At 67.7% G+C, this 22,836-nt stretch carries 25 protein-coding genes; 7 read left to right on the forward strand and 18 right to left on the reverse strand.

The genetic code is table 11. The features are described 5' to 3' along the window. Positions 1-11 precede the first annotated feature (11 nt). From QUE68_RS25230 to QUE68_RS25260, 7 genes are all read right to left on the reverse strand, one after another. Positions 12-1,358: a GumC domain-containing protein gene (locus QUE68_RS25230; protein WP_286274605.1), complete on the reverse strand. Its 1,347-nt coding sequence runs from the start codon at positions 1,356-1,358 to the stop codon at positions 12-14. A 174-nt stretch (positions 1,359-1,532) separates the two neighbouring features. Then, a complete protein-coding gene (gene regX, locus QUE68_RS25235; RefSeq protein ID WP_284229180.1) occupies positions 1,533-2,219 on the reverse strand; it encodes a two-component sensory transduction protein RegX in 687 nt (228 codons plus the stop codon). Next, complete coding sequence (locus QUE68_RS25240) at positions 2,216-3,400, reverse strand: sensor histidine kinase (RefSeq protein WP_286274606.1); 1,185 nt, start codon at positions 3,398-3,400, stop codon at positions 2,216-2,218. The genes regX and QUE68_RS25240 overlap by 4 nt, the downstream gene beginning before the upstream one ends. Positions 3,401-3,538: 138 nt before the next feature. Then, positions 3,539-4,279 (reverse strand): phosphoglyceromutase, encoded by a 741-nt coding sequence (locus QUE68_RS25245; protein ID WP_284229184.1) that lies wholly within the window; start codon positions 4,277-4,279, stop codon positions 3,539-3,541. A gap of 110 nt (positions 4,280-4,389) precedes the next feature. Further along, positions 4,390-4,896, reverse strand: a complete 507-nt coding sequence (locus QUE68_RS25250; RefSeq protein WP_284229186.1) for a type III secretion system chaperone family protein — start codon at positions 4,894-4,896, stop codon at positions 4,390-4,392. Next, positions 4,893-6,179, reverse strand: a complete 1,287-nt coding sequence (mshA, locus tag QUE68_RS25255) for a D-inositol-3-phosphate glycosyltransferase (RefSeq protein ID WP_284234941.1) — start codon at positions 6,177-6,179, stop codon at positions 4,893-4,895. Before mshA ends, QUE68_RS25250 begins: the two co-directional genes overlap by 4 nt. 49 nt (positions 6,180-6,228) lie before the next feature. Further along, the gene (locus QUE68_RS25260; RefSeq protein WP_454786515.1) at positions 6,229-7,476 is read right to left on the reverse strand and encodes an ROK family protein; all 1,248 of its coding nucleotides are present in this window, start codon (positions 7,474-7,476) and stop codon (positions 6,229-6,231) included. A gap of 206 nt (positions 7,477-7,682) precedes the next feature. On the opposite strand from QUE68_RS25260, the gene QUE68_RS25265 reads away from it, so the two are divergent. Further along, entirely contained in the window at positions 7,683-8,435 is a 753-nt protein-coding gene (locus tag QUE68_RS25265; RefSeq protein WP_284234939.1) for an SDR family NAD(P)-dependent oxidoreductase, read from the forward strand. Here the strand turns inward: QUE68_RS25265 and QUE68_RS25270 are convergent. Next, positions 8,419-9,702, reverse strand: a complete 1,284-nt coding sequence (locus QUE68_RS25270; protein ID WP_286275943.1) for a L,D-transpeptidase — start codon at positions 9,700-9,702, stop codon at positions 8,419-8,421. The genes QUE68_RS25265 and QUE68_RS25270 overlap by 17 nt on opposite strands. 21 nt (positions 9,703-9,723) lie before the next feature. Beyond that, positions 9,724-10,788 carry a UDP-N-acetylmuramate dehydrogenase gene (locus QUE68_RS25275; RefSeq protein WP_284234938.1) on the reverse strand — a complete coding sequence of 355 codons (1,065 nt, stop codon included), beginning with the start codon at positions 10,786-10,788 and terminating at the stop codon, positions 9,724-9,726. Between the two features lie 26 nt (positions 10,789-10,814). Between QUE68_RS25275 and QUE68_RS25280 the strand changes: the two genes are divergently transcribed. From QUE68_RS25280 to QUE68_RS25295, 4 genes are read left to right on the forward strand one after another with little or no spacing between them, the layout of a single operon-like run. Next, on the forward strand, positions 10,815-11,321 hold the full coding sequence (locus QUE68_RS25280; RefSeq protein WP_284234937.1) for a DUF2505 domain-containing protein: 507 nt from the start codon (positions 10,815-10,817) through the stop codon (positions 11,319-11,321). Positions 11,322-11,343: 22 nt separating this feature from the next. After that, positions 11,344-12,135 (forward strand): class I SAM-dependent methyltransferase, encoded by a 792-nt coding sequence (locus tag QUE68_RS25285; RefSeq protein WP_286274607.1) that lies wholly within the window; start codon positions 11,344-11,346, stop codon positions 12,133-12,135. Positions 12,136-12,144: 9 nt separating this feature from the next. After that, positions 12,145-12,963 (forward strand): carbon-nitrogen hydrolase family protein, encoded by an 819-nt coding sequence (locus QUE68_RS25290; RefSeq protein WP_286274608.1) that lies wholly within the window; start codon positions 12,145-12,147, stop codon positions 12,961-12,963. Then, positions 12,960-13,886, forward strand: a complete 927-nt coding sequence (locus tag QUE68_RS25295; protein WP_284229202.1) for an LmeA family phospholipid-binding protein — start codon at positions 12,960-12,962, stop codon at positions 13,884-13,886. Before QUE68_RS25290 ends, QUE68_RS25295 begins: the two co-directional genes overlap by 4 nt. Here the strand turns inward: QUE68_RS25295 and deoC are convergent. The 6 genes from deoC to QUE68_RS25325 form a co-directional block, all read right to left on the reverse strand. Further along, positions 13,883-14,566, reverse strand: coding sequence for a deoxyribose-phosphate aldolase (deoC, locus tag QUE68_RS25300; RefSeq protein ID WP_286274609.1), 684 nt, complete (start codon positions 14,564-14,566; stop codon positions 13,883-13,885). The genes QUE68_RS25295 and deoC overlap by 4 nt on opposite strands. Further along, entirely contained in the window at positions 14,566-14,985 is a 420-nt protein-coding gene (locus QUE68_RS25305; protein ID WP_284234933.1) for a DUF2599 domain-containing protein, read from the reverse strand. Before QUE68_RS25305 ends, deoC begins: the two co-directional genes overlap by 1 nt. Before the next feature lie 4 nt (positions 14,986-14,989). After that, positions 14,990-15,271, reverse strand: a complete 282-nt coding sequence (locus QUE68_RS25310; RefSeq protein ID WP_284231371.1) for a DUF2516 family protein — start codon at positions 15,269-15,271, stop codon at positions 14,990-14,992. Positions 15,272-15,337: 66 nt separating this feature from the next. After that, positions 15,338-15,961, reverse strand: a complete 624-nt coding sequence (locus tag QUE68_RS25315; RefSeq protein ID WP_284231374.1) for a heparin-binding hemagglutinin — start codon at positions 15,959-15,961, stop codon at positions 15,338-15,340. Between the two features lie 60 nt (positions 15,962-16,021). Further along, entirely contained in the window at positions 16,022-16,411 is a 390-nt protein-coding gene (locus QUE68_RS25320) for a helix-turn-helix domain-containing protein (RefSeq protein WP_284229207.1), read from the reverse strand. Between the two features lie 97 nt (positions 16,412-16,508). Continuing rightward, complete coding sequence (locus QUE68_RS25325) at positions 16,509-17,819, reverse strand: DUF445 domain-containing protein (RefSeq protein ID WP_284234932.1); 1,311 nt, start codon at positions 17,817-17,819, stop codon at positions 16,509-16,511. A 105-nt stretch (positions 17,820-17,924) separates the two neighbouring features. Between QUE68_RS25325 and QUE68_RS25330 the strand changes: the two genes are divergently transcribed. Both QUE68_RS25330 and QUE68_RS25335 read left to right on the forward strand, forming a co-directional pair. Then, positions 17,925-18,629 (forward strand): TetR/AcrR family transcriptional regulator, encoded by a 705-nt coding sequence (locus tag QUE68_RS25330; protein WP_284229210.1) that lies wholly within the window; start codon positions 17,925-17,927, stop codon positions 18,627-18,629. Positions 18,630-18,633: 4 nt separating this feature from the next. After that, positions 18,634-19,506 (forward strand): polyphosphate kinase 2 family protein, encoded by an 873-nt coding sequence (locus QUE68_RS25335; protein WP_284234931.1) that lies wholly within the window; start codon positions 18,634-18,636, stop codon positions 19,504-19,506. Between the two features lie 3 nt (positions 19,507-19,509). On the opposite strand, the gene QUE68_RS25340 is transcribed toward QUE68_RS25335, so the two are convergent. From QUE68_RS25340 to QUE68_RS25350, 3 genes are all read right to left on the reverse strand, one after another. Beyond that, complete coding sequence (locus QUE68_RS25340; RefSeq protein WP_284229212.1) at positions 19,510-20,370, reverse strand: 3-hydroxybutyryl-CoA dehydrogenase; 861 nt, start codon at positions 20,368-20,370, stop codon at positions 19,510-19,512. A gap of 91 nt (positions 20,371-20,461) precedes the next feature. Further along, positions 20,462-21,748: an isocitrate lyase gene (aceA, locus tag QUE68_RS25345; RefSeq protein WP_284229213.1), complete on the reverse strand. Its 1,287-nt coding sequence runs from the start codon at positions 21,746-21,748 to the stop codon at positions 20,462-20,464. 259 nt (positions 21,749-22,007) lie between these two features. After that, on the reverse strand, positions 22,008-22,784 hold the full coding sequence (locus tag QUE68_RS25350; protein WP_284231376.1) for an acyl-[acyl-carrier-protein] thioesterase: 777 nt from the start codon (positions 22,782-22,784) through the stop codon (positions 22,008-22,010). Positions 22,785-22,836 lie beyond the last annotated feature (52 nt).

A 22,836-nucleotide genomic window follows, 5' to 3' on the forward strand; every position in this document is an offset into this window, starting at 1 on the left:
TCGCCTCGCGATCACGTGGTCGCGTCGGCATCGGAACGCGCCGATGGCAGTTGGTGTCCGAAGTCGTTAGTGGAGTTGGCCGAACCGAACAGTCCGGCGCGGGTGGCCACCCCCGTCGTCGGTACGGCGAGCCCGGCCACCGATCGATAAGAGGCCTGGACCTGGCTGGCCGTGTCGACGCCGATCCGAACGACCAACACCACGTGCCTGGCGAAAGGAAGCAGTTCGATCAGCGCAGGAGCGGTCGCGAAGCTGGGGCCGAACACGATCGTCGTCTCGGCGTCGTGATGCGACGCCTCCAGCAGATTCAGCTCGCCCACCATCTGTTCGTGGCGCATCCCCACGAAGTCGCTCGCGTTGAACGCCGCGACGGAGCCGTGCTCGGCGGCGGCGTGAAGGAGGAGCCGGCCGACGGTGTCGGCGCCCGAATTCGGCGTCGCGCCGACCACGACGATCCGGCCGGCCCGCGGTGAGGGAAGCTGGTAGTAGAGCGCCCGCGCCAAGACGGCTTCCTTGGCGCTCAACTTTCCGGTCTTCTTCCCCAGCGTCACGACCGGTCGCAGCACCGGTCTCACTTCGCGCTCCAGGGTGCCGGCCGAGGCGATCACCCCTGATCTGGCCCGCCACCACAGGCCGCAGGCCAGCCCGAGTAGGCCGCCCAGCAGCCCACCGCCCACCGCGCCGAGCGCGGGCGAGACGGCCGCCTCGACGTCACCCGACCACGTCGGATCGATCACGTCGACACCGGCGCCTCGGCGCAGCGCCACGTCCAACGACACCTTCTGAGTCCGCAGGGGTTCGAGGCGCGCGTCCAGCGCCGCCTGGTCGACGTCCTCGGCGTTCCCGCCGACCCGCGCGATCGCCTCAGCCCGCGTCGCCTCGATCACGGAGTCGACGGCACCGATGGCCGCCGTCAGACGCTGCCCCGTGGAGTCGTTGGCGACCCGGCGATACAGGTCCACGGCCGCATTCACGATCTGAGTCGCCGTATCGGGCTCCGCCGCCGTGGCCGCGATCCGGACCACCATCGACTGTCCCTCTTGCGTCGCCGTGAGATCGACCGGCGAACTCATCTGTAGGCTCTGCGCGACTTCGCGCCGGTACCCGTCCGAGGACAGGTAGGCGAGCTGATCGGCCAGGTAGGCCTGCGGGGCGTCGGACGCCGGTGCAGCGCCGGTGAGAATCTGATCGGGACCTGCGGTCGGGTCGATCCGGATCAAGGCCGTCGCCGTGGCGGACCGGCCAAGATGCGAGGCGACGAACAGCCCGAGAGCCACGCCGACGACCACGCAGAGGACCGTCAGCGGCCACAGCGGGGCGAGGAACCGGTACAGCCGGTTGCGGACCGTCGCCTGCATGTGGGCTCCCAGCTGTCGATGACGCGGATCGTATTCGCCGTGTACCCGCTAGCGAACCATCTCTTCTTTGCCACCGAAGGTGACGGGCCGTCGTCTGTAACGCCTGCCAACGCAAAGATACCGCCTCGCGGGGCGGTGCCGACCGTCGCTCGCTCGATGGCGACCCTTTTGTGATCAGCCCTCGAGCTTGTAGCCGAGACCTCGCACGGTGACCAGGTGGACGGGGTTCGCGGGGTCGCCCTCGATCTTGCTGCGCAGCCGTTTGACGTGCACGTCGAGGGTCTTGGTGTCACCGACGTAGTCGGCACCCCACACCCGGTCGATCAACTGCCCGCGGGTCAGCACCCGGCCACTGTTGCGCATCAGATATTCGAGGAGGTCGAACTCCTTGAGCGGCAACGTGATCGACTGACCGTTGACCGAGACGATGTGCCGCTCGACGTCCATCCGAACGGGACCGGCCTCGAGCACGCCGTCGCCGACCCCCGCGTCGTCGTTGTCCACTCCGCGACGCAGCACGGCGCGGATGCGGGCGATCAGTTCACGCGCCGAGTACGGCTTGGTGACGTAGTCGTCGGCACCCAATTCAAGCCCGACCACCTTGTCGATTTCACTGTCGCGGGCGGTGACCATGATCACCGGCACGCTCGAGCGGGAACGCAGTTGTTTGCAGACGTCGGTGCCGCTCATCCCGGGGAGCATGAGGTCGAGCAGCACGATGTCGGCGCCGGCGCGCTCGAACTCGGCGAGGGCCGACGGTCCGTCCGTGACGACGGTGGCCTCGAAACCCTCCTTGCGAAGCAGGAAGGCCAGTGGGTCGGCCAGGGACTCTTCGTCCTCCACGATCAACACACTCGTCATATCAGGTCCTCTCGTTCATCCGACTCGTCGTCGGGTTCGGGGTGGGCCGGAATCGACAGGGTGAACGTCGAGCCGGTTCCGGGCTGACTCCACAGCCGGATGGATCCGTTGTGATTGGCAGCTACGTGTTTGACGATCGCCAATCCGAGCCCGGTGCCACCAGTGGCCCGGGACCGCGCCGTGTCGACGCGGAAGAACCGTTCGAAGACGCGTTCCTGATCGTCACGAGCGATCCCGATGCCACGGTCGGTCACCGCGATCTCGATGTTGTCACCGCGTCGGCGTCGGCTGATCGAGACCGGTGAACTGATGGGCGAGTAGGCGATTGCGTTGGACACCAGGTTGGCGATGGCCGTGACGAGCAGCTGTTGATCGCCCCATACACGGTAGCCGGTCGGGGCGTCCGTGGTGATCTCGATCTCGGCGTTGTCGGCGGCCACCTTGTACCGCGACAAGGCCTCGGCCACCACGGAGTCGACGTCGACGGCCTCCAGATCGGGTAGCGGCTCCGCGCCCTGCAGTCGCGACAGCTCGATCAGTTCACCGACCATGTTGGCCAGCCGGTTGGACTCGGTCACCATCATCGCGGCGAACCGGCCGACGGTCTCGGGGTCGTCGGTGGAGGCCAACAACGCCTCCGCCAGCACGCCCATCGCGCCGACCGGCGTCTTGAGTTCATGGCTGACGTTGGCCACGAAGTCACGGCGGGTGGCCTCCATGCGGGCGTGCTCCGACTGATCGTCGACGAAGACCACCGCGAAGCGACGGTCGTCCTGGCTGAGCAGCCGCACGTGGCCACCGACCGAGAGCCCTGAGCGCCCAGGATTCTGGCGCCGTACGGGAGCGAGGTCGAAGTCGGTGTCCTGGCCGGTTGCCAGCGTGCGCTGCGCGGCGGCCCAGGCCCTGTCGTCGAGCAGGCGGTCGTGAATCAGTCCCAACTCGCGCGCCTGGTCGTTCATGTAGACGACGTCACGGTAGGTGTCGACGACCACGGTTCCCACCGGCGATAGCGACACGATCTGCTGCAACATCTGGGAGACGGTGATGCCGTCCTGATCGACGGACCTCCGCTGCCTGCGCTCGGCGATCCGTGGCGAAAGTGACAGTCCGAGCGCGACGCCGAGCCCCAACGCGAGAAGGGAAACGACTGCCGTCAACAGCAGCGCCGCTACCACACTCACGCGAAAATCGTACGCACTCGGTGAACGGCATCCCAGCAGCGTGCGGCCAATTCGGGACAAGTCACAGAGGCAAACACAGGAGTTCGGGTCCCGTTCACCCGAGTTCACCCATTGTTTGCCTCGACGGTTCCCCGTCGGCTACTTGGCGCCCTGGGCGGCCACGGCCGCGGCTCCGGCGGCGGCGGCGTCCGGATCCAGATAGGTGCCGCCCGCGATGGTCGGCTTGAGGCTCTCGTCCAGCTCGTAGACCAGCGGGATGCCCGTCGGGATGTTCAGGCCGACCACGTCGGCGTCCGACATGCCGTCCAGGTATTTGACCAACGCCCGCAACGAGTTGCCATGCGCAGCGACCAGCACGGTCTTGCCTGCCGACAGCTCGGGCACGATGGTCTCGGTGAAGTAGGGGACGAACCGGGCCACGACGTCGGCGAGACACTCCGTCAGCGGGCCGCCGCCGATGTCGGCGTAGCGCGGATCGGCGTCCTGGCTGAACTCGCTACCCCTTTCGATGGGCGGCGGTGGCGTGTCGTAGCTGCGGCGCCACGCCATGAACTGGTCCTCGCCGTACTTCGCCTTGGTCTCGGCCTTGTCGAGGCCCTGCAGGGCCCCGTAGTGCCGCTCGTTGAGGCGCCAGTCCCTGACGACCGGAATCCAATGCCGATCGGCCGCGTCGAGCGCCAGGTTGGCGGTGCTGATCGCCCGTCGCAGCAGCGAGGTGTACAGCACGTCTGGCAGCAGGCCCTCCGCCTTCATCAACTCGCCGCCCCTGACGGCTTCGGCCCGACCCTTGTCGGTGAGGTTGACGTCGACCCACCCGGTGAACAGGTTCAGCGCGTTCCATTCGCTCTCGCCGTGACGAAGCAGCACCAAGGTCGACATGGCGTCGATGCTATCCCGGGACGCTCGACCGCACTCGTCGCCGACTGCACTCGTGTTGCACGCGTCGCCCGGGTGAGGTCGTGAACATGCGTGCCGTCACGGAGCTGTCGTTAGTCCTGATCGTCGTCGATGAGGTGCTCGAAGGCCTTGAGGTTCTTCAGCGACTCGCCGCGCTTCACCCGCCATTCCCATTCCTTCTGAATGGACGAGTGGAAACCAAGTTCCAGCAGCATGTTGAAATCCGAGTCGACGGCCTGGACCACCTGGCCGAGGATGCCGTCGATCACCTCCGGCGTGACCGAGTCGACGGCGATCCGTCCCACCAGGTAGATGTCGCCGAGGTTGTCCAGGGTGTATGCGACGCCGAACAGCCTGCCGTTGCGCCGGAGCAGATACCGGTAGACCTTCTCGTGGTCCTCGTCGGGCTGGCGACAGATGAAGGCCTCGATGCGCAGGGAGTGCGTGCCGACGGTCAGGATCGTGTTCGTGATCAACCGGCGTTCCCCGGGCACCGCGACGACGATGCCCGACGGTGTTCCGTCGACACCCTCGACGAACTCGTAGGAGAGCTCGCTCTCCTTCAGCGCATCCTCGATGACCTGCAGCGGTGTGCTCATGCCCGCACCCCACGCCGGATCGAGAAGCGGCGGCCGTTGCGCCGCGAGGGAACTTCGGCGCGCTGGTGCCTGGCCTGGTAATCGGTGATCGCCCGCCCGTAGCTGGCCAGCAGCGCGTCGACGGTGTGCGCCCAGGAGAACGTGCCGGCGTGCTGGATGGCGGCGGCGCGCATGGTCTGCGGCCCGCGATCGAACAACCCGCCCAGCGCGGCGGCCCAATCGTCGATGTCATGACCCTGGACCAGGACGCCGCTGACCCCGTCGCGCACCGCGACCGGCAGCCCGCCGACCGCGGCGGCGACGACCGGGGTCCCGCACGCCTGGGCTTCGACCGCGACGAGCCCGAAGGATTCGGCGTAGCTGGGCACCGCCACCATGTCCGCGGCGCGGTACAGCTCGACCAGTTGGTCCCTGGTCTGGGGAGGAAGGAAGGTCACACGGTCGCTGATACCCAGCTCGTCGGCCAGCCGAACCATTCCCTCCGGATTGGCCAGCCCCGAGCCTGACGGACCGCCGGCGATCACGACCCGCACCCCCGGCAGCTTCGCCGCCGCGCGCAACAGCACGTCGGGCGCCTTGAGCGGCTGGATGCGGCCCACGAACGCGATCACCCGTTCGTCGAGCGCAAGACCGAGCGTTCGCCGCGCCTGCGCCCGGTCACCGGGCTTGAAGGTCGCCAGATCCACGCCCGGGTGCGCGACGTCGATGCGTTCGGGGTCCGCATGGTGTAGCGAAACCAATTGTCTGGCTTCGTATTCGGTGTTCACGATCAGCCGGTCGGCCTCGTCGACGACTTGCTGTTCGCCGACGGCGCGCAGGGGCGGTTCCGGTGTGTCACCGATGGCCAGCGAGGCATTCTTCACCGCAGCCAGCGTGTGGGCGGTGTGCACCAGTGGCACCGCCCAACGGTCGCGCGCCAACCAGCCGACCTGTCCCGATAGCCAGTAGTGGGAATGGACGACGTCGTAGTAGCCCGGTTCGTGGGTGGCCTCGGCGCGAAGGACCCCCGCGGTGAACGCGCACAGCTGGGTGGGCAAATCGTGCTTGTCGAGACCCTCGAAGGGGCCGGCCACCACGTTGCGCACCAGGACTCCCGGCGCTACTCGGACCACGGGGGCGTCCGCGGACGTCGTCGCCCTGGTGAAGATCTCCACCTCGACGCCGCGTCGGGCCAGTTCCAGCGCGCTCTGCAGGACGTACACGTTCATCCCGCCGGCGTCGCCGGTCCCGGGCTGAGCCAGGGGGGAGGTATGGACCGACAAAACGGCTACGCGCACACCCAATACTTACACCGGGCCGACCTGCCGTTCCCCTTGCCCTGGTCGGACCGCCTCAGGCGGTCCTGTCCCGCACGGCGCGTCGCATCGCGACGATCGGGTCGGCGTACAGCCCGCCGAGCGACACCACCCCGGCAGCCGCCTCCTGGACGCGGTTGCCGAACGAGGTCAGCCTCAGGTCGCGCGGAGGAAGCACCGAGCGGTGGGCGTAGGCCGCTTCCACCTGGGCCATGCCCTCCGGGTACTCGGTGAACGCCTGGCCGCCGACCACCAGGTCGTCGGGGTTGAGCATGTCGCGCAGCAGCGCCACGGCCTCGCCGAGCACGCGCGCGCGCTCGCCGAGCAACTCGATCGCCGGCTGATTGCCCTGGCGCGCCGAGCGCAGGACACCCGCGATGGTCGACGACGGCCCCCCGGCGGGGACGATGCGTAGTTTGCGCGCCGCGGTGAGCACCGCTTCGTCACTCACGGTCGACTCCAATTGCCCTGTGCCACCGAGCAATTCCGACTGGGCGGGCAGTGCGGCGATGGTGCCGGGGCCGCTGGTCGGCGAATGCACGCGGCCGCCGATCGAGAGGGCGTAGCCGACGGTCTCACGGGCGTAGACGTAGAGGCTGGTGGCCGCACTGAGCCGGCGGGCACCGAGCAAGAGCTCCGCACCGGCCATCGCGTCGACGTGCGATGCCAACGACACGGGCAGGCCGAGCGTCTCGGCCAGCACTGGGCCGACCGGGGCGTCGGTCCAGCCGAGGCGGGCGTGGTCCAGGTGCCCGGTGGCGCTGTCGACGACACCGCCCGCGGTCACACCGACCCAGAGCGGCCTGCGCCGATGCCAGCGGTTCAGGTAGCGGCTCGCACTGCCCGCGAGCGCCGCCAGCGCCGAATTCTGCGCCCCGCGCGGAGTGGGTGTCTCGACCACGTCCAGCGTGCGACCGAACAGATCCGTGGCCACGATGCTGGTGGTGCGCGCCCCGATGTGAATGCCGAGGGTGAGGAACGGTTCGTGGTTGACCTCGACGGGGACCCGCGGCCGTCCGATGGCGCCGGAGACGGCGAGGTCGGCACGCTCACGCAGGACCCCGGCGTCGAGCAGGGCCGTGACCTGCCGGTTCACGGTGGCGATACTGAGGCCGGTGGTCTGGGCGATGACGTCACGGGCGATGGGGCCGCGGAGTCGGGCGGCGCCGAACACCGACGCCGCGGCCGCCTCGGCGACGCGCAGCGACGGGGCCACGATGTGGTGTCTGGCGATCAGCGCACGCTTGGCGTGGACGGTGGAGAGAGCGGAGGGGGTCTTGCGAATGGCGGTGGTGCTCACGGGAGGTGTCCTTGGTTGAAGTCGGCGGGTGGGTGGGGGCCACACCTGGCGACTCAGCGGGACGGATACGTCCGGGTTCAGTCAGGCGCGGCGAAGAGCGCGACAACGACAACACGCACGCGAGGACGCAATGCGGGAAGCCTGACTGGTGGACACGTTGAGAATTTAGCACGCCAACTAAAGTTGGACGAATGACGTCACAGCAATCCCCACGACGCGTCGCCGTGGTCACCGGCGCCAGCTCTGGCATCGGTGAAGCTACGGCGAGAACGCTTGCCGGACTTGGCTTCTCCGTCGTGTGCGTGGGTCGCCGCGCCGAGCGCATCGAGGTCATTGCCGAGGAGATCGGGGGCACGGCCGTCGTGGCGGACGTCACCATCGGCGAGCACGTCGACGCGTTGGCGGCGGGGTTGGACCGCGTCGACGTGCTGGTGAACAACGCCGGCGGCGCCAAGGGCGTGCAATCGGTCGCCGAGGCCGACCTCGACGACTGGCGCTGGATGTGGGAGACGAACGTGATGGGCACCCTCCGCGTCACCCGCGCCCTTCTACCGAAACTGATCGACTCCGGGGACGGGCTGATCGTCACGGTGACCTCGATCGCCGCGTTCGAGATCTACGACGGCGGTGCCGGCTACACCTCGGCGAAGCACGCGCAGGCCGCGATGCATCAGACGTTGCGTGGCGAGCTGTTGGGAAAGCCGGTGCGGCTCACCGAGATTGCGCCAGGAATGGTCGACACCGAATTCTCCCTCGTCCGGTTCGGCGGCGACCAGGCCCGTGCCGATGCGGTGTATCGCGGGATGACGCCACTGGTGGCTGCCGACGTCGCCGAGGTGATCGGCTTCGCCGCCTCGCGACCGTCGCACGTCAACCTGGATCAAGTCATCATCCGGCCGCGTGATCAGGCCACGGCCACGCGGAAGTTCACCCGCCCGGAGTGACCGCCGACGGGGTCGTGGTCGGCGTCCCCGACAGCGTCGGCGCGTCGGTGGGCGTGGCGGGGGCGCTGGTCGGGATGTTCGACGGCGGTTGTTGCGCCGACAACGCTGACATCGAAGTCCACTCGTCCCACGCGATGGCCCAGTCCCAGATGTCGCCGTCGGCGTAGGACAGGTCGATCGACGTGCCGGTCACCTCGACCGGATCGCCGTAGATCGCCGTGGTGAAGTACTGCTCGGCGTCCGACGTGGACAGGTTGATGCAGCCGTTGGTGACGTTGGTGTTGCCCTGGGCGCCGGCACTGTTGGGGTTGGCATGGATGAACTCGCCGTTGTTGGAGATCCGCACGGCCCAGCGCTCGTGCACGTTGGCGTAGCCGGCGGCCGGATTGGACATGTAGAAGTCCTCGTACTTCTCGCTGACCACATGGATGCCGCTACGAGTGACGTTGCGTGGCAGGTCCCCCTCGCCATAACTGCACGGCAGGGTCATGATCACGCCTGCGTCGGTGAGCACCTCGATCTGGTGCGATGACGCCTCGGCCTTGACCACCTGGAAACGTCCGATCTCGAAGTCGAGCGTCGAATCCTGCGCCCCGAAGGCTCCGTCACCGAAGGGAACGCCGTACAGGTTGGCCGCGACGTGGACCTTGGTGCCCGGGGGGTAGTAGTCGCGGGTACGCCAGTGCAACCGCGAGCCGCCGACCTCGTCGGGCAACCAGGCCCAACTGCCCTCGACCGGCGGGGTGGTGGTCACGACCACGGCCCGTTCGACCGCTGCCTTCGCGTCGTCGGGGATGGAGGCGTCGAACTGCATGATGACGGGCGCCGCGACGCCGACCACCTGACCGTCGGCCAGCTGGAACTGACCGTTGACCTGGGTCTGCGGCGCTACCGTCGAGAAGGACGCGGTCAGCTTGGTCGCCTTGCCGTCGCGTCCCACCGCCGACCCGCTCCAGGTGTACTCCAGGCCGTAGCCGAGTGGTTCGGTCACGGTGAACGCGGTGCGGTCCGGGTTCATCCGGCCTACGACGGGCGCCCCCTCGGGATTGATCAACGCCACGCGTTGTAGCCAGCCGTTGCTGACCTCGATGCCGACGGGCTCGGTGGGGACGACGTTCGTGGCATTGGCCGCCGGCTCGTAGGCGATCTCCGCCGTGGCGGGCGCCTCCGTGGCATCGGGTTCGGTGACCGAGGATCTCCCGCTACACGCCGCGAGCACACCGGAGGCGCCCACGGCAAAGGCGGTCAGCGCCTGGCGGCGATTGATGGTCACGTCTACACACGGTACCTAGAGTGCGCAGCCAACCAGAATCGGTTCGGGTGTGAGCTCTATCCCGAAGGTGCGCCGGACCCCGTCGCGAACCGTCCTGGCCAGCGACAACAGGTCCTCGGCGGTAGCCGAGCCGCGGTTGGTCAGCGCCAACGCATGCTTCGTCGATAGGCGCGCGGCCGCGCCATCGCCCGGATAGCCCCGACCGAACCCGGCGTGCTCGACCAGCCAACCGGCGGCCAACTTGACGCCCTCGGGCGCCGGGTAGTTCGGCACGGGGCCCTCGACGTCCGCCCGCAGCCGCTCGAACTCCGCCGCGGAGACCACCGGGTTGGTGAAGAACGAGCCCACGCTCCAGGTATCGGGGTCACCCTCGGCAAGGACCATGCCCTTGCGGGTCCGCAGCGCCAGCACCGCCTCACGGACGCGGGTCGGCTCCGCCTGCGATCCGGGTTCGACGCCGAGGGCCCTCGCCAGCTCGCCATACCGGATCGGCGCGCTGCGGTCGCTGGGATCCAGAGCGAACTCCACCTCCAGCACCACCGCGCGTGACGAGTTCTTCAACACGCTGGTGCGATAGCCGAAGCCCAGCTCGTCGGGCGCCACCCAGCGCACCTCGCCGGTGCGACGGTCCAGCAGGCGTACGCGCTTGATGACGTCGGCCACCTCGACGCCGTAGGCGCCGACGTTCTGGACGGGCGTGGCGCCCGTCGAACCCGGGATTCCCGACAGGCACTCCAGCCCGCCGAGCCCGTACGCCAACGACGTGACGACCACGTCGTCCCACGATGCGCCAGCCTCGGCGCGGACGACGTCATCGGACACGGTGATCTCGGTGTTGGCGACGCGCACGACGGTCAGATCATGGAGGTCGTCGGCGATCACCACGTTCGACCCCCCGCCCAGGATCAGCGTGCGTTCGGCGGGATCGTCGGCGGGCAGCTCGCGCAGCACGTCGACCACTTTCTCGGTGGTGTCGCACGTGACGAATCGACGGGAGACGGGTCCGATCCGCAACGTGGTCAGCGGGGACAGCGGCACGGACACTTCGACCGCAACGCCCCCGATCTCCGAACTGGCCACGGGCGATAACGGTAGCGTGAACGGCTATGCCGCGTTCCTTCGACATGGCGACCGAGTACGACGGCAGCGTCGAGCAGATCCTCCGAGCCTTCGCTGACGAACGGTATTGGCTCGAACGGCTGACCCAGTCCGGCGCCGACGAGACGACGTTGGACTCGATCGTCGCCGACGCCGTAGGCGGGGTCGATGTCATCACCACCCAGACGCTGCTGGCCGAGCGGCTTCCCGGCGTCGTCACCCAATTCCATCGTGGTGACTTGAGTTTCGTGCGCGAGGAGACGTGGGTCCCGGCCGGGAACGGACGCGCCACCGCCGTGGTGAAGGGTTCCATTCCCGGTGCGCCGGCGAAACTTTCCGGCACTGCGATGCTGTCGTCTGCAGGCCGCGGAGCCCGGCTCGAGTTCACGGCCACCGTCGAGGTCCGCATCCCGTTGGTCGGCGGCAAGGTGGAGAGCTTCGTCGGTACTCAACTGCTCGAACTGCTGACGGCCGAACAGAACTTCACCACGGCGTGGATCAGGGAGAACGCCTGAGCCACCGGTAAACTCCCTGGCCATGGCGCCAGTGGGGCAGCTGACGCGCGGCACGACCGGTTACAACCGGTTGCGGCGCAGCGACCGCTGGTTGGTGCATGCCCCCCGGGTGCGGGCGGCGCTGCTCTCAGCCGCCGAGCCGCTGGTCGTCGATCTGGGCTACGGCGCTCTCCCCGTCACCACGCTGGAACTGGCGGCGCGGCTGCGCGCCGTGCGACCCGACGTGCGGGTCGTCGGCCTGGAGATCCATCCCGAGCGCGTGCGCGCGGCCCGCGCAGCCGTGGACCAGTCCCGGCCCGAGGCCGTCGAATTCGGGCTCGGCGGGTTCGAACTGGCTGGGCTGCAACCACTTCTGGTGCGAGCGTTCAACGTGCTCCGCCAATATCACGTCGACGACGTGGCAGACGCGTGGACACGGATGAGGGCGCGGCTGGCACCCGGCGGGCTCATCGTCGACGGCACCTGCGACGAGCTGGGCCGGCGCTGCTGCTGGGTGCTGCTGGACGCCACGGGGCCGGTGAGCCTGACCCTGGCCTGCGACCCGTTCGCGATCGAGACGCCGTCGGATCTCGCCGAGCGGCTGCCCAAGGTGCTGATTCACCACAACGTGCCGGGACAACCGATCCACAGCCTGCTGACCGCCGCCGACCGGGCCTGGGCGGCGTCCGCCGGGCACGGGGTGTTCGGACCGCGGGTCCGCTGGCGGGCGATGCTGGAGGCGCTGGCCGCCGACGGGTACCCCGTCGAGCCGCCGCGCCGCCGCCTCCGCGACGGCGTCCTGTCCGTTCCGTGGTCGGCGGTCGCCCCGCACTAGGCTGGTCCAATGCGGATTGCCCTAGCGCAGATCCAGAGCGGCACCGACCCCTCGGCCAATCTCGGCCTCGTCGAGGAGTACACCCGGCGCGCGGCGGAGGCAGGCGCCACGATGGTGTTGTTCCCCGAGGCCACGATGTGCCGGTTCGGGGTGCCGCTGAAACCGGTCGCCGAACCGCTCGATGGTCCGTGGGCGTCGGGGGTGCGGGCGATCGCCGAGGCGGCCGGCATCGTCGTCGTGGCGGGCATGTTCTGCCCCAGTGGCGACGGTCGCGTCACCAACACCCTGGTCGCCGCGGGCCGGGGCATCGATGCGCACTACCACAAGATCCATCTCTACGACGCCTTCGGTTTTACTGAATCACGCACCGTCGCACCGGGTTCGGAGCCGACGATGATCAACGTCGACGGTATCGACGTCGGCTTGACCACCTGCTACGACATCCGGTTCCCCGAACTCTTCGTCGATCTCGCCCAGCGCGGCGCCCGCATCATCACCGTGCACGCCTCGTGGGGGTCCGGACCGGGCAAGCTCGAGCAGTGGACGCTGCTGGCCCGGGCTCGCGCGCTCGACGCCACCAGCATCGTCGCTGCCGTCGGCCAGGCCCATCCGAGTGACGACGAGGTCGCCGCCGTCGGCCCGACCGGTATCGGCGGCAGCCTGGTGTGCTCCCCCACCGGAGATCCCCTCGCCGTCGCCGGAGCCGATCCGCAGCTTTTGGTGCTCGACGTCGACCTCGATACCGTCGACGAGGCTCGCAAGGCCATCGCCGTGCTCCGCAACCGCACCGGGTTCGCTCAGTCCGGTAGGGCACAATCGCAGGCGTGACCGACCCCTCCGATCCCTGGGCCCGCCAAGGCCAACAGCCCCCTCAGCCGTACCAGCCCCAGCCGGGATACCCGGCCGGACCGCAGTACGCGGGGCCGCCACCGCAGGGATATCCGCCGCAGGGGCCGCCTCCGACCGGGGCGTCCGGCGAGCCGACGGCGCCGACGGAGCCGACCGAGGGCAGGCTCAAGCGCCTGGTCCGCGATCCGCTGTCGATCGTGTTGATCTTCGTGATCGTGCTCGCTCTCGGTGCGGCCGGCCTGATCGGCGGCGAGATCTACGCCCGCAACCGCGCGGCCTCGGTCGTAGAAGGCACCCTGAAGTGCGTCCTCCAGGACGACGTCACCGTGTCCTTCGGTGCGCTCCCGCCGTTCTTGTGGCAGCACGCGACGAAGCACTACGAGAACATCACGATCACGTCCGCGGGAAATCAGATCCGCGACCTGAAGGGCATGAAGGCCGACATCCAGCTCGATGACGTTCGCCCGGCGAGCGACCCCAGCTCGCAGGGCACCCTCGGGTCGATCAACGTCACGGCCACCTGGTCGACCGACGGCATGAAGCAAACCGTTCAGAACGCCATTCCCTTGCTCGGCGGCCTCGTCAGCGGCGTCACCACGAACGCCGCAGACGGCACCGTCGACATCCAGGGCCCGCTTGGCAGCATCGTCGCCAAACCGCAGATCGTCGACAATGAACTGTCGCTTCAGGTCCAACAGTTGACCGGCTTGGGCTTCACGCTTCCGCGGGAGGCCGTGCAACCGGCGCTCGACGCGGTCAGCTCGCAGCTGACCAAGAACTCACCCCTGGCGCTGCAGGTGGACGGTGTCGAGGTCACGGACACCGGGGTGATCACCACGCTCTCGGCGCAGAACGCGACGATCCCGGGCGGCGACGAGCAGCCCTGCGTCACCGGCCTTTAGGTAAGCGCGCCCAGCCCGTCCAGCACGGCGCGCGTCCCAGACAGACCCAACCGGGTGGCACCCGCGTCGAGCATCGCGACGGCGTCGGCGGCGGTGCGGATACCGCCGCTGGCCTTCACCGCCAGGCGGGGGCCGACGGTGGCGACCATGATCTCGACCGCGCGAACGGACGCACCGCCCGCGGGGTGGAAGCCGGTCGAGGTCTTGACGAACTCGGCGCCGGCGTCGGCCGCCGCCCGGCAGACGTCGATCAACGTCTGCTCGTCGGCAAGGTCCAGCAGAGCCGCCGACTCCACGATGACCTTCAGCACAGCCCCGGGAACGGCTGCACGGACCGTACCGATGTCGGCCAGAACGGCGTCGACGTCGCCACCAACGGCCGCACCGACGTCGATCACCATGTCGACCTCGGTGGCCCCGGCCGCGACGGCGAGCGCGGCCTCCTGCGCCTTGATCTCCGAAAAGTGCTTGCCAGAAGGGAATCCGGTCACGGTCGCGATCGCGACGCCGGAAGATCCCGCCCGCACGGCCGCCGGCACCATCGACGGCGAGACGCACACCGCGTAGGCGCCGAGAGCGGTGGCCTCCGCCATCAGCAGCGCCACGTCGGCGTCGGTGGCCTCCGGTTTGAGAAGGGTGTGGTCGACCATCTTCGCCACGGCATCCCTCGACCAGACCATCAGAACGGTTCCTCGCTTCCGCCGGGATTGCATCCCGTCACCAGCATCGTGTCGGCGTCCACCACGGGTCGCCACGGTTCGAGGTTCCAGCTGGTCTTGCCCGGCCTCGCGAACTCGGCGTACGTCCAGTGACACATGAATTGTTCGCGCAGACCGGGGATGTCGGCGTCGGGCGCCAGTGTGAGCACCTCCGTCCACGCCTCCTGCCCCTGCGCGGTGTTGTGTACGGTTCCGGCGGCTACGCGACCCGCGGGGGTCGGATAGACGCGCAGGCTCGACATGTCACCCCAGTGGGCCCACTCGGTGTGATCGACGTAGGGCGGACCTGACGGGTCGGCCGCTGCGACGGGCGCCCCGCCCACCGCGGTCGCGGAGGCGACGAGTAGCGCCGCCGTCATGGCGGTGAGGAGGTTACGCATCCGTCTAACGCGACTTTCCTTGCACCTCAAGGATCTTCGGCCGGACGTCGACGAGGTAGATGCCGACCGCACATGCGGCGATGGCCGATCCGACCGGCGGCGGAAGGAAGACGCCCACCAGGCCCGTGCCGCCGAGGATCGCGAGCCAGATGGGCTTGCTCAGCTTCCCGGCCGCGGGGTAGGCGTCGGTGCGCTGGATCGCGGCGTGGACGAAGGCGTACAGCCCGACAAGCAGAACGCCCACCTGAATGGCGAAGAGGACGTAACTCGCCAGGTCCTGAAGCATCACGCTCCAAGCCTAGGCGGGTTACGTCCCCTCAGTCGACTTCGCCTTGCGGCGGGGCCGGTCTCGTTACTTCTGCGTCACCTTCTTGGCGGGCGCCTTCTTGGCCGGAGCCTTCTTGGCGGGCGCCTTCTTGGCCGGGGTCGTCTTGATGGGAGCCTTCTTGGCGGCCCGCTGCACCGGGGTGGCAGCCTGGGCAGCCTTGCTCGGCAGCTCGACACCGACCAGCTTGGCGGCACGCTCACCGACGGCGCGGGTCTGCGAAGCCACGGAGCCCAGGGCGTCCTGGGTCAGCTCGACGGCCTGATCGGTCACGGTCTCGACGCGGTTGGCGGCGTCTTCGATCGCGGGCTGGCTGCGGAGGCGGGTAAGCGCTTCCTCGCCGCGCTCGACGAGCTTGTTGTACTGGGCATTGGCGGCCTCGGCGTAGCCTTCGGCGGCCTTGCGCAGCTCGTCGGAGCTGAGCTTCTCGCGCAGCTCGGTGACCTGCGTGGGCAGGTCTTCCTGCAGCTTGTTCAGCTTGGCGCGACGCTCGTCGACGCGGGCGCTGGCGTCGGTGCGGGCCTCTTCGGCACGCTCGCGCAGGCTGGCGACGATCTCGTTGACGGTGGCGAGCGCCAGATCGGCGGCGCCGACGGCAGCGAGCAACGGTGCCTTCAGGTCTTCAACGGTGGGCTGGTTCTTCTCGGCCATGATCTTCATTCCCTTCGTAAAACGGTTCGGTTGGCTATTCAGCAGTGGTTCGGATGTCAGTCAGTTGGCTGGCTCCTCATCCATCGCCTCGTTCTGCTCTCGGAACGAGGTGTAGATGTCGAGCAGCACCTGCTTCTGCCGCTCGGTGATCGCGCTGTCCATGACGATGGCGTCGCGGACCTCGCTCGGCTCGCTGGGTTCGAGAAGTCCCGCTCTGACGTAGAGCACGTCCGCGGACACCCTGAGCGCCTTGGCAATCTGGTTGAGCACCTCGGCGGACGGCTTCCGCAATCCCCTCTCGATCTGGCTGAGGTAGGGGTTGCTGACGCCGGCCTTCTCGGCCAACTGCCGCACCGAAACCTGCGCGGCTTCGCGCTGGCTACGGATGAAGCCTCCGATGTCCTGCGCAGCGGTGGACACGACGGCCGCGAGTTTTTCGTCTTGCGTCATGTTCTCCTCCTCTGCGTGGAATCCGAATTGCTTCGAACACCACCGTAGGACGGAGTGCTAACTATTGCAAGCACTTGTTAGCAGTGAGCCGGCTTGGTCAGAAGAGAACCTGGGCGACGGTGTAGATGACCAGGCCGGCCAGCGCCCCCACGACAGTGCCGTTGATCCGGATGAACTGCAGGTCACGGCCCACGTGGAGCTCGATCCGGCGGCTTGCCTCATCGGCGTCCCAGCGCTCGATCGTCTCGGTGATGACGGCTGTGATCTCCATCCCATACTGCGTCACGAGGTGTTGAGCGGCCCGGACGATCCAGTTGTCGACCTTGTCGCGCAGGCTCGCATCGTCCCGCAGCGACTCGCCGATGTTCACCACCGAGTCGGCGATCCGGGTGCGCAGTGTCGAGGTCGGATCGTCGACCGACTCCATGAAGATGCGCTTGGCGGTGGTCCACGCCGTCTCCGCAGCCTTGGCCACCTCGTCGCGAGCCATGATCTGGTCCTTGACCTTCTCGGCGCGGGCGATCGTCGCCTCGTCGTTCTGGAGGTCCTCGGCGAACTCGAACAGGAACTTCGTCGCCGACCGTCGCAGTTCGTGATCGGGATTGCGGCGCACCTTGTCGGTGAAGTCCATCAGCTCCCGGTGGATACGGTCGCCGACCAGGCCGTCGACCCACTTCGGCGTCCACGTCGGCGAGTCCCGCTCGATCACGCGCTCGATGATCTCGTCGGCGCCTAACGACCACTCGAAGGCCCGGTCGGCCAGCAGCTGCAGCAGTGCCTCCTGCCGGTGCTCGGCGAGCATGCTCGACAGCACTCGGCCGACGGGTGGCCCCCACTGCGGTTGCGCCACGCGCTTGACGATCATCCGGTCCAGAACCTGTTGGACGTCCTCGTCGCGGAGCATCTCGACCAGCACCCGCAGCACGGTCGAGGCCTCGGTTGCGACCCGCTCGGCATTCCGCTCATCGGCGAGCCACTTACCCGTGCGCATCGCCACGTCCGCGTCGCGGATCTTGGTCTCGACGACCTCCGGCGACAGGAAGTTCTCCCGCACGAACGTGCCGAGGCCCTCGCCGAGCTGATCCTTCTTCCGCTTGATGATCGCGGTGTGCGGGATGGGGATGCCCAGCGGATGCGTGAACAGCGCCGTGACGGCGAACCAGTCGGCCAGCGCGCCGACCATGCCCGCCTCGGCGGCCGCCCGCACGTAGCCGACCCATCCCGGAGCGCCCTGGCTCTGCGCCCACGTGGACACCAGGAAGACGACCGTCGCACCGAGCAGGAAGCTCAGTGCGACGAGCTTCATGTTGCGTAGCCCGCGACGACGCTCGGCGTCCGCAGCGGAGTCCACACCGGCAATCGATTCGGCAAAGCTCGTCCGCTCACCGGAGTTGGTTGTGTGCACCACGCCTCCATCATCCTGCATGCGGCCGCCGACGAACCGTCCCACCACGGCTACCGACGTCGTTCGCCGTATCATCTATGCCGAACGAAGGAACGGACAACGACGGAAGTGGTACAGCAAACTCCGGAGGAACCCGTCAAGACCGACGGGCGAAAAAGACGCTGGCGCCAGCACAAAGTCGATCGACGCAACGAGTTGGTCGACGGCACGCTGGACGCCATCCGCCGACGCGGCAGCAACGTCAGCATGGACGAAATCGCTGCGGAGATCGGCGTTTCCAAGACGGTGCTCTACCGCTACTTCGTCGACAAGAACGATCTCACCACCGCCGTGATGATGCGGTTCGCGCAGACCACCCTGATCCCCAACATGGCCGCCGCTTTGACCGCGAACCTCGACGGCTACGACCTGACCCGCGAGATCATCCGCGTGTACGTCGCCACCGTCGCCGCCGAGCCCGAGATCTATCCGTTCGTGATGGCGAACAGCTCGGCGAGCAAGAGCAAGGCGGTGGCGGATTCCGAACAGATCATCGCGCGCATGCTGGGCGTCATGCTCCGAAGGCGGATGGCCGTGGCGGGGATGGACACCCGCGGCGCCCAACCGTGGGCGTTCATGATCGTCGGCGGCGTGCAGTTGGCCACCCACTCGTGGATGTCGCATCCGCGGATGACCGCGGACGAGCTGATCGACTACCTCACGATGCTGTCGTGGAACGCATTGCGCGGCATCGTCGAGGCGAATGGGTCCCTCGACACCTTCAACGCTTCTCCACATCCGTCCCCGATCTTGCCGCCTCGGCTGGTTGACTGACTGGATGGCCGACACACCCGACCTGGATCTCCCGTCGCTCTGGTCCCACGAGCCGCATGCCCATCTCGCGTTCACGGCGGGCGACCAGATCGCCGACGTCAAGACGAACGCGACACCGGGATTCAGCGGATCCAAGTCCGACGCCCCCGACCTGCAGGCCGAGCGCAACGCGCGGTTCGCCGAAGTCCAGGAGATGCTCTATGCGAGCAGCCGGTCGGGCGATACCCGCAGGGTCCTGCTGGTGCTGCAGGGCATGGACACCGCCGGCAAGGGCGGCATCGTCAAACACGTTGTCGGATCGGGTAATCCACAGGGCATCCGCTATGCCAGTTTCGGCAAGCCCACCGACGAGGAACTGTCCCACCACTACCTCTGGCGGATTCGCAACGCGCTCCCGGCCGCAGGGCAGATCGGCGTCTTCGACCGGTCGCACTATGAGGACGTCCTGATCGTCCGGGTGCACGACCTGGTGCCCCCAGAGGTGTGGGGGGCGCGCTACGACGAGATCAACGCGTTCGAGAAGGAACTCGTCGACGACGGGATGACGATCGTCAAGGTCGCCATGTTCGTCTCGCTCGACGAGCAGAAGAAGCGGCTGGCTGCCCGGCTCGACCGGCCCGACAAGTACTGGAAGTACAACCCCGCCGACATCGACGAACGCCATCTGTGGCCCAAGTATCAAGAGGCGTATCAGGCCCTGCTCGACCGGACCTCGACCGACTACGCGCCCTGGCACGTCATTCCGTGCGATCGCAAGTGGTATTCGCGGCTGGCGATCACCGAGCTACTCATCGAGGCCCTCAAGAAGCACGATTTGTCTTGGCCCCCAGCTGATTTCGACGTCAAGGCGGAGAAGAAGCGGCTGAAGGCCGTCTAACCCTCAGTACGTGTAGAAGCCCTTCCCCGACTTCTTGCCCAGTTGGCCCGCCTCGACCATCCGCTGCAGCAGCGGCGGCGGCGCGTAAAGCGGCTCCTTGAACTCCGTGAACATGCTGTCCGCTATGAGCTTCAGCGTGTCCAGGCCGACGAGATCGGACAGCTTCAACGGGCCCATCGGGTGCGACAGTCCCGCGACCACGGCGGTGTCGATGTCCTCGACGGTCGCGACGCCAGCCTCCGCCATCCGGACGGCCGCCAAGAGATAGGGCACCAGAAGCGCGTTGACCACGAAGCCCGACCGGTCCGCGCAGCGCACGACCTGCTTGCCGAGCACCTCGCTCGCGAACTGCTCGGTCCGCGCCAGCGCCGCGTCGGTGGTGACGAGGGTGCCGACGAGCTCGACCAGCGGCAGTACCGGCACCGGATTGAAGAAGTGCAGCCCGAGCACGCGGCCGGGGTTCTTCGTCGCGGCCGCGATCTTCATGATCGGGATGCTGGAGGTGTTCGACGCCAGCACGGCGTCGGGATCGGTGACCACGGCGTCCAATTCGGCGAAGACCTTGGTCTTGACGGCGACGTCCTCGACGATCGCCTCGATGACGAGATCGCGGTCGGCCAGGTCGGCCAGGGTGGTGGTCGTCGTCAACCGTCCCAGCGCCGCGTCGAAGTCTTCCTGCGTCAGCTTGCCCTTGCTGACCCCGCGCTCCAGCGACTTGGTGATGCGGTCGCGGCCGGCTGCCACCAGGGCGTCGCTGGGCTCGAAGATCCGCACCTCGACGCCCGCGCGCAGCGATACCTCCGCGATGCCCGCACCCATCTGCCCGGCGCCCACGACGCCCACCCGTTCGATAGTCACGCTCACACTTTCTACTTCATGCCCCGCGAGCAGACGTAAAGGGCCCTGAAATGCGGGATTTCAGGGCCCTTTCCGTCTGCTCGCGCAGGAGGCGGGGCTAGTGGAACTGGCCCTCTTCGGTCGAGCCCGCGAGCGCGGTGGTCGACGACGTCGGGTCGACGGTGGTGGCGATCCGGTCGAAGTACCCGGCGCCGACCTCACGCTGGTGCTTCGTCGCGGTGTAGCCACGATCCTCGGCGGCGAACTCGCGCTCCTGCAGCTCGACGTAGGCGCTCATCTGGTTGCGGGCGTAGCCGTGAGCCAGATCGAACATCGAGTAGTTCAGGGCGTGGAAGCCGGCGAGGGTGATGAACTGGAACTTGAATCCCATTGCGCCGAGCTCGTTTTGGAACTTCGCGATGGTCGCGTCGTCCAGGTGCTGCTTCCAGTTGAACGACGGGCTGCAGTTGTAGGCCAGCATCTGGTCGGGGAACTCGCTCTTGACGCCCTCGGCGAACTTCTTCGCGAGCTCGAGGTCCGGGGTGCCGGTCTCCATCCAGATGAGATCGGAGTAGGGCGCATAGGACTTGGCACGGGCGATACAGGGCTCGAGACCGTTCTTGACGCGGTAGAAACCTTCCTTGGTCCGCTCACCGGTGATGAACGGCTGATCGCGCTCATCGACGTCGGAGGTGATCAGCGTGGCTGCCTCGGCGTCGGTGCGGGCGATGACGACGGTCGGCACGTCGGCGACGTCGGACGCTAGACGGGCCGAAGTCAGGGTGCGGATGTGCTGCTGGGTGGGGATCAGCACCTTGCCACCGAGGTGGCCACACTTCTTCTCCGAGGCGAGCTGGTCCTCCCAGTGCGAACCGGCGACACCGGCGGCGATCATGGCCTTCTGCAGCTCGTACACGTTGAGGGCGCCGCCGAAGCCGGCTTCACCGTCGGCGACGATCGGGGCCAGCCAGTTCTCGACCGAACGGTCGCCCTCGACCTTGGCAATCTGGTCGGCGCGCAGCAGCGCGTTGTTGATACGACGGACCACCTGCGGCACCGAGTTGGCCGGGTACAGGCTCTGGTCGGGGTAGGTGTGGCCGGACAGGTTCGCATCACCGGCGACCTGCCAACCCGACAGGTAGATGGCCTTGAGGCCGGCGCGGACCTGCTGCACCGCCTGGTTGCCGGTCAGCGCACCGAGGGAGTTGACGTAGTCCATGTCGTGGAGCTGCTCCCAGAGCACCTCGGCGCCACGGCGGGCCAGCGTGCTCTCCTCGACGACGTGGCCCTGCAGTGCGACGACGTCCTCGGCGGTGTACGTGCGCTCGATGCCCTTCCACCGCGGGTTGGTGTTCCAGTCGTGCTGGATCTGCTCGGGGGACTTCGGCGTGCCGACGGTGGACATTGGAGCTCCTTCGATTACGAGTGTCGGCGACGTTGCCTTCATTTCGTTGTTAACGCCACCGCGGTTCAGCTTGTTCGCTAGTACGACGATGACACAGCGCATATGCGCAGGTCCACCCGTTTCGCTTGCCAACTTTCGCCAACGCGCGACGACATTTTGCAAAGATTGCAAAGTCACGGGGAGCTGAAACGGTTCAGAAGTTACCGTTCAGTAGCCAGTCATCGCAGGTCAGTACGGTCGTACTGTTAACCCGATCGATTCAGAGCGCGAACAGGCAGGCGACGGCCTTGACCTCGTCGCCGACCACATATGTGAGCGTCGTAACAGCGCGATCCGTCAGGTCCTCGCCGAACTGATCGGTCGATCCGGCCGGATGGACGTGGCGGACGATCTCCAGCCGGTCCCCCAGCGCCACCGGCAGATCGTGTTCGATCGTCGCGCGCAGCGGAGCGGCAGTGAGCGCCGGATGCTCCAGGAGGTAGTCCTCGACGACGCTCCAGTACACCGAGTTGTTCATGTGGTCGAAGATGTCGATGTCGCTCACGCGGACCGGATACTCCCGCACGTCGGCGGCATCCTCGCGACCGCCTGCCTTCAGGTAGGCCTTCCACCTCAAGCGGTTCACGCTGGTGGTCTTCTGCAGGCCCGCGATGAAGTCGTCGGAGATCCGCGCCGGCCCCTGCGTCTCGCGATTGATGTTGATCCAGAACGCCTCGGACTCCATCAACCCGCCCCGGCGCCCCTCGATCCGCACCCGCATGTCGCACCAGCGGTTGGACGTGCCCGAGCACCAGCGTCGCAACCGCAGCATGTCCTTGAACGTGATGGGCTCGATGAGGTCGATCATGGTGCGCCGCACGATCCACAGCGGGTGGGTCTCCTCGAAGCCCATCTCCCGCAGCTGATCGGACCCGATGTCCTGGATGTGGCGCGTCGCGGCATCGAACTTCAGCCTGCCCTCGCGGTCGACGTCGGCGACCCGCAGCGGCCATTCGATGTCGAAGACGTCGGGGTGCGGGTCAGGCACGGGCATCATGGTCTTGCCCAGTCCCGCGGCTTGCCCGGTGCCGGGTCCACCCTTGGTGCTC

The organism is Mycolicibacterium sp. TUM20985 (assembly GCF_030295745.1).
GTDB lineage: Bacteria > Actinomycetota > Actinomycetes > Mycobacteriales > Mycobacteriaceae > Mycobacterium.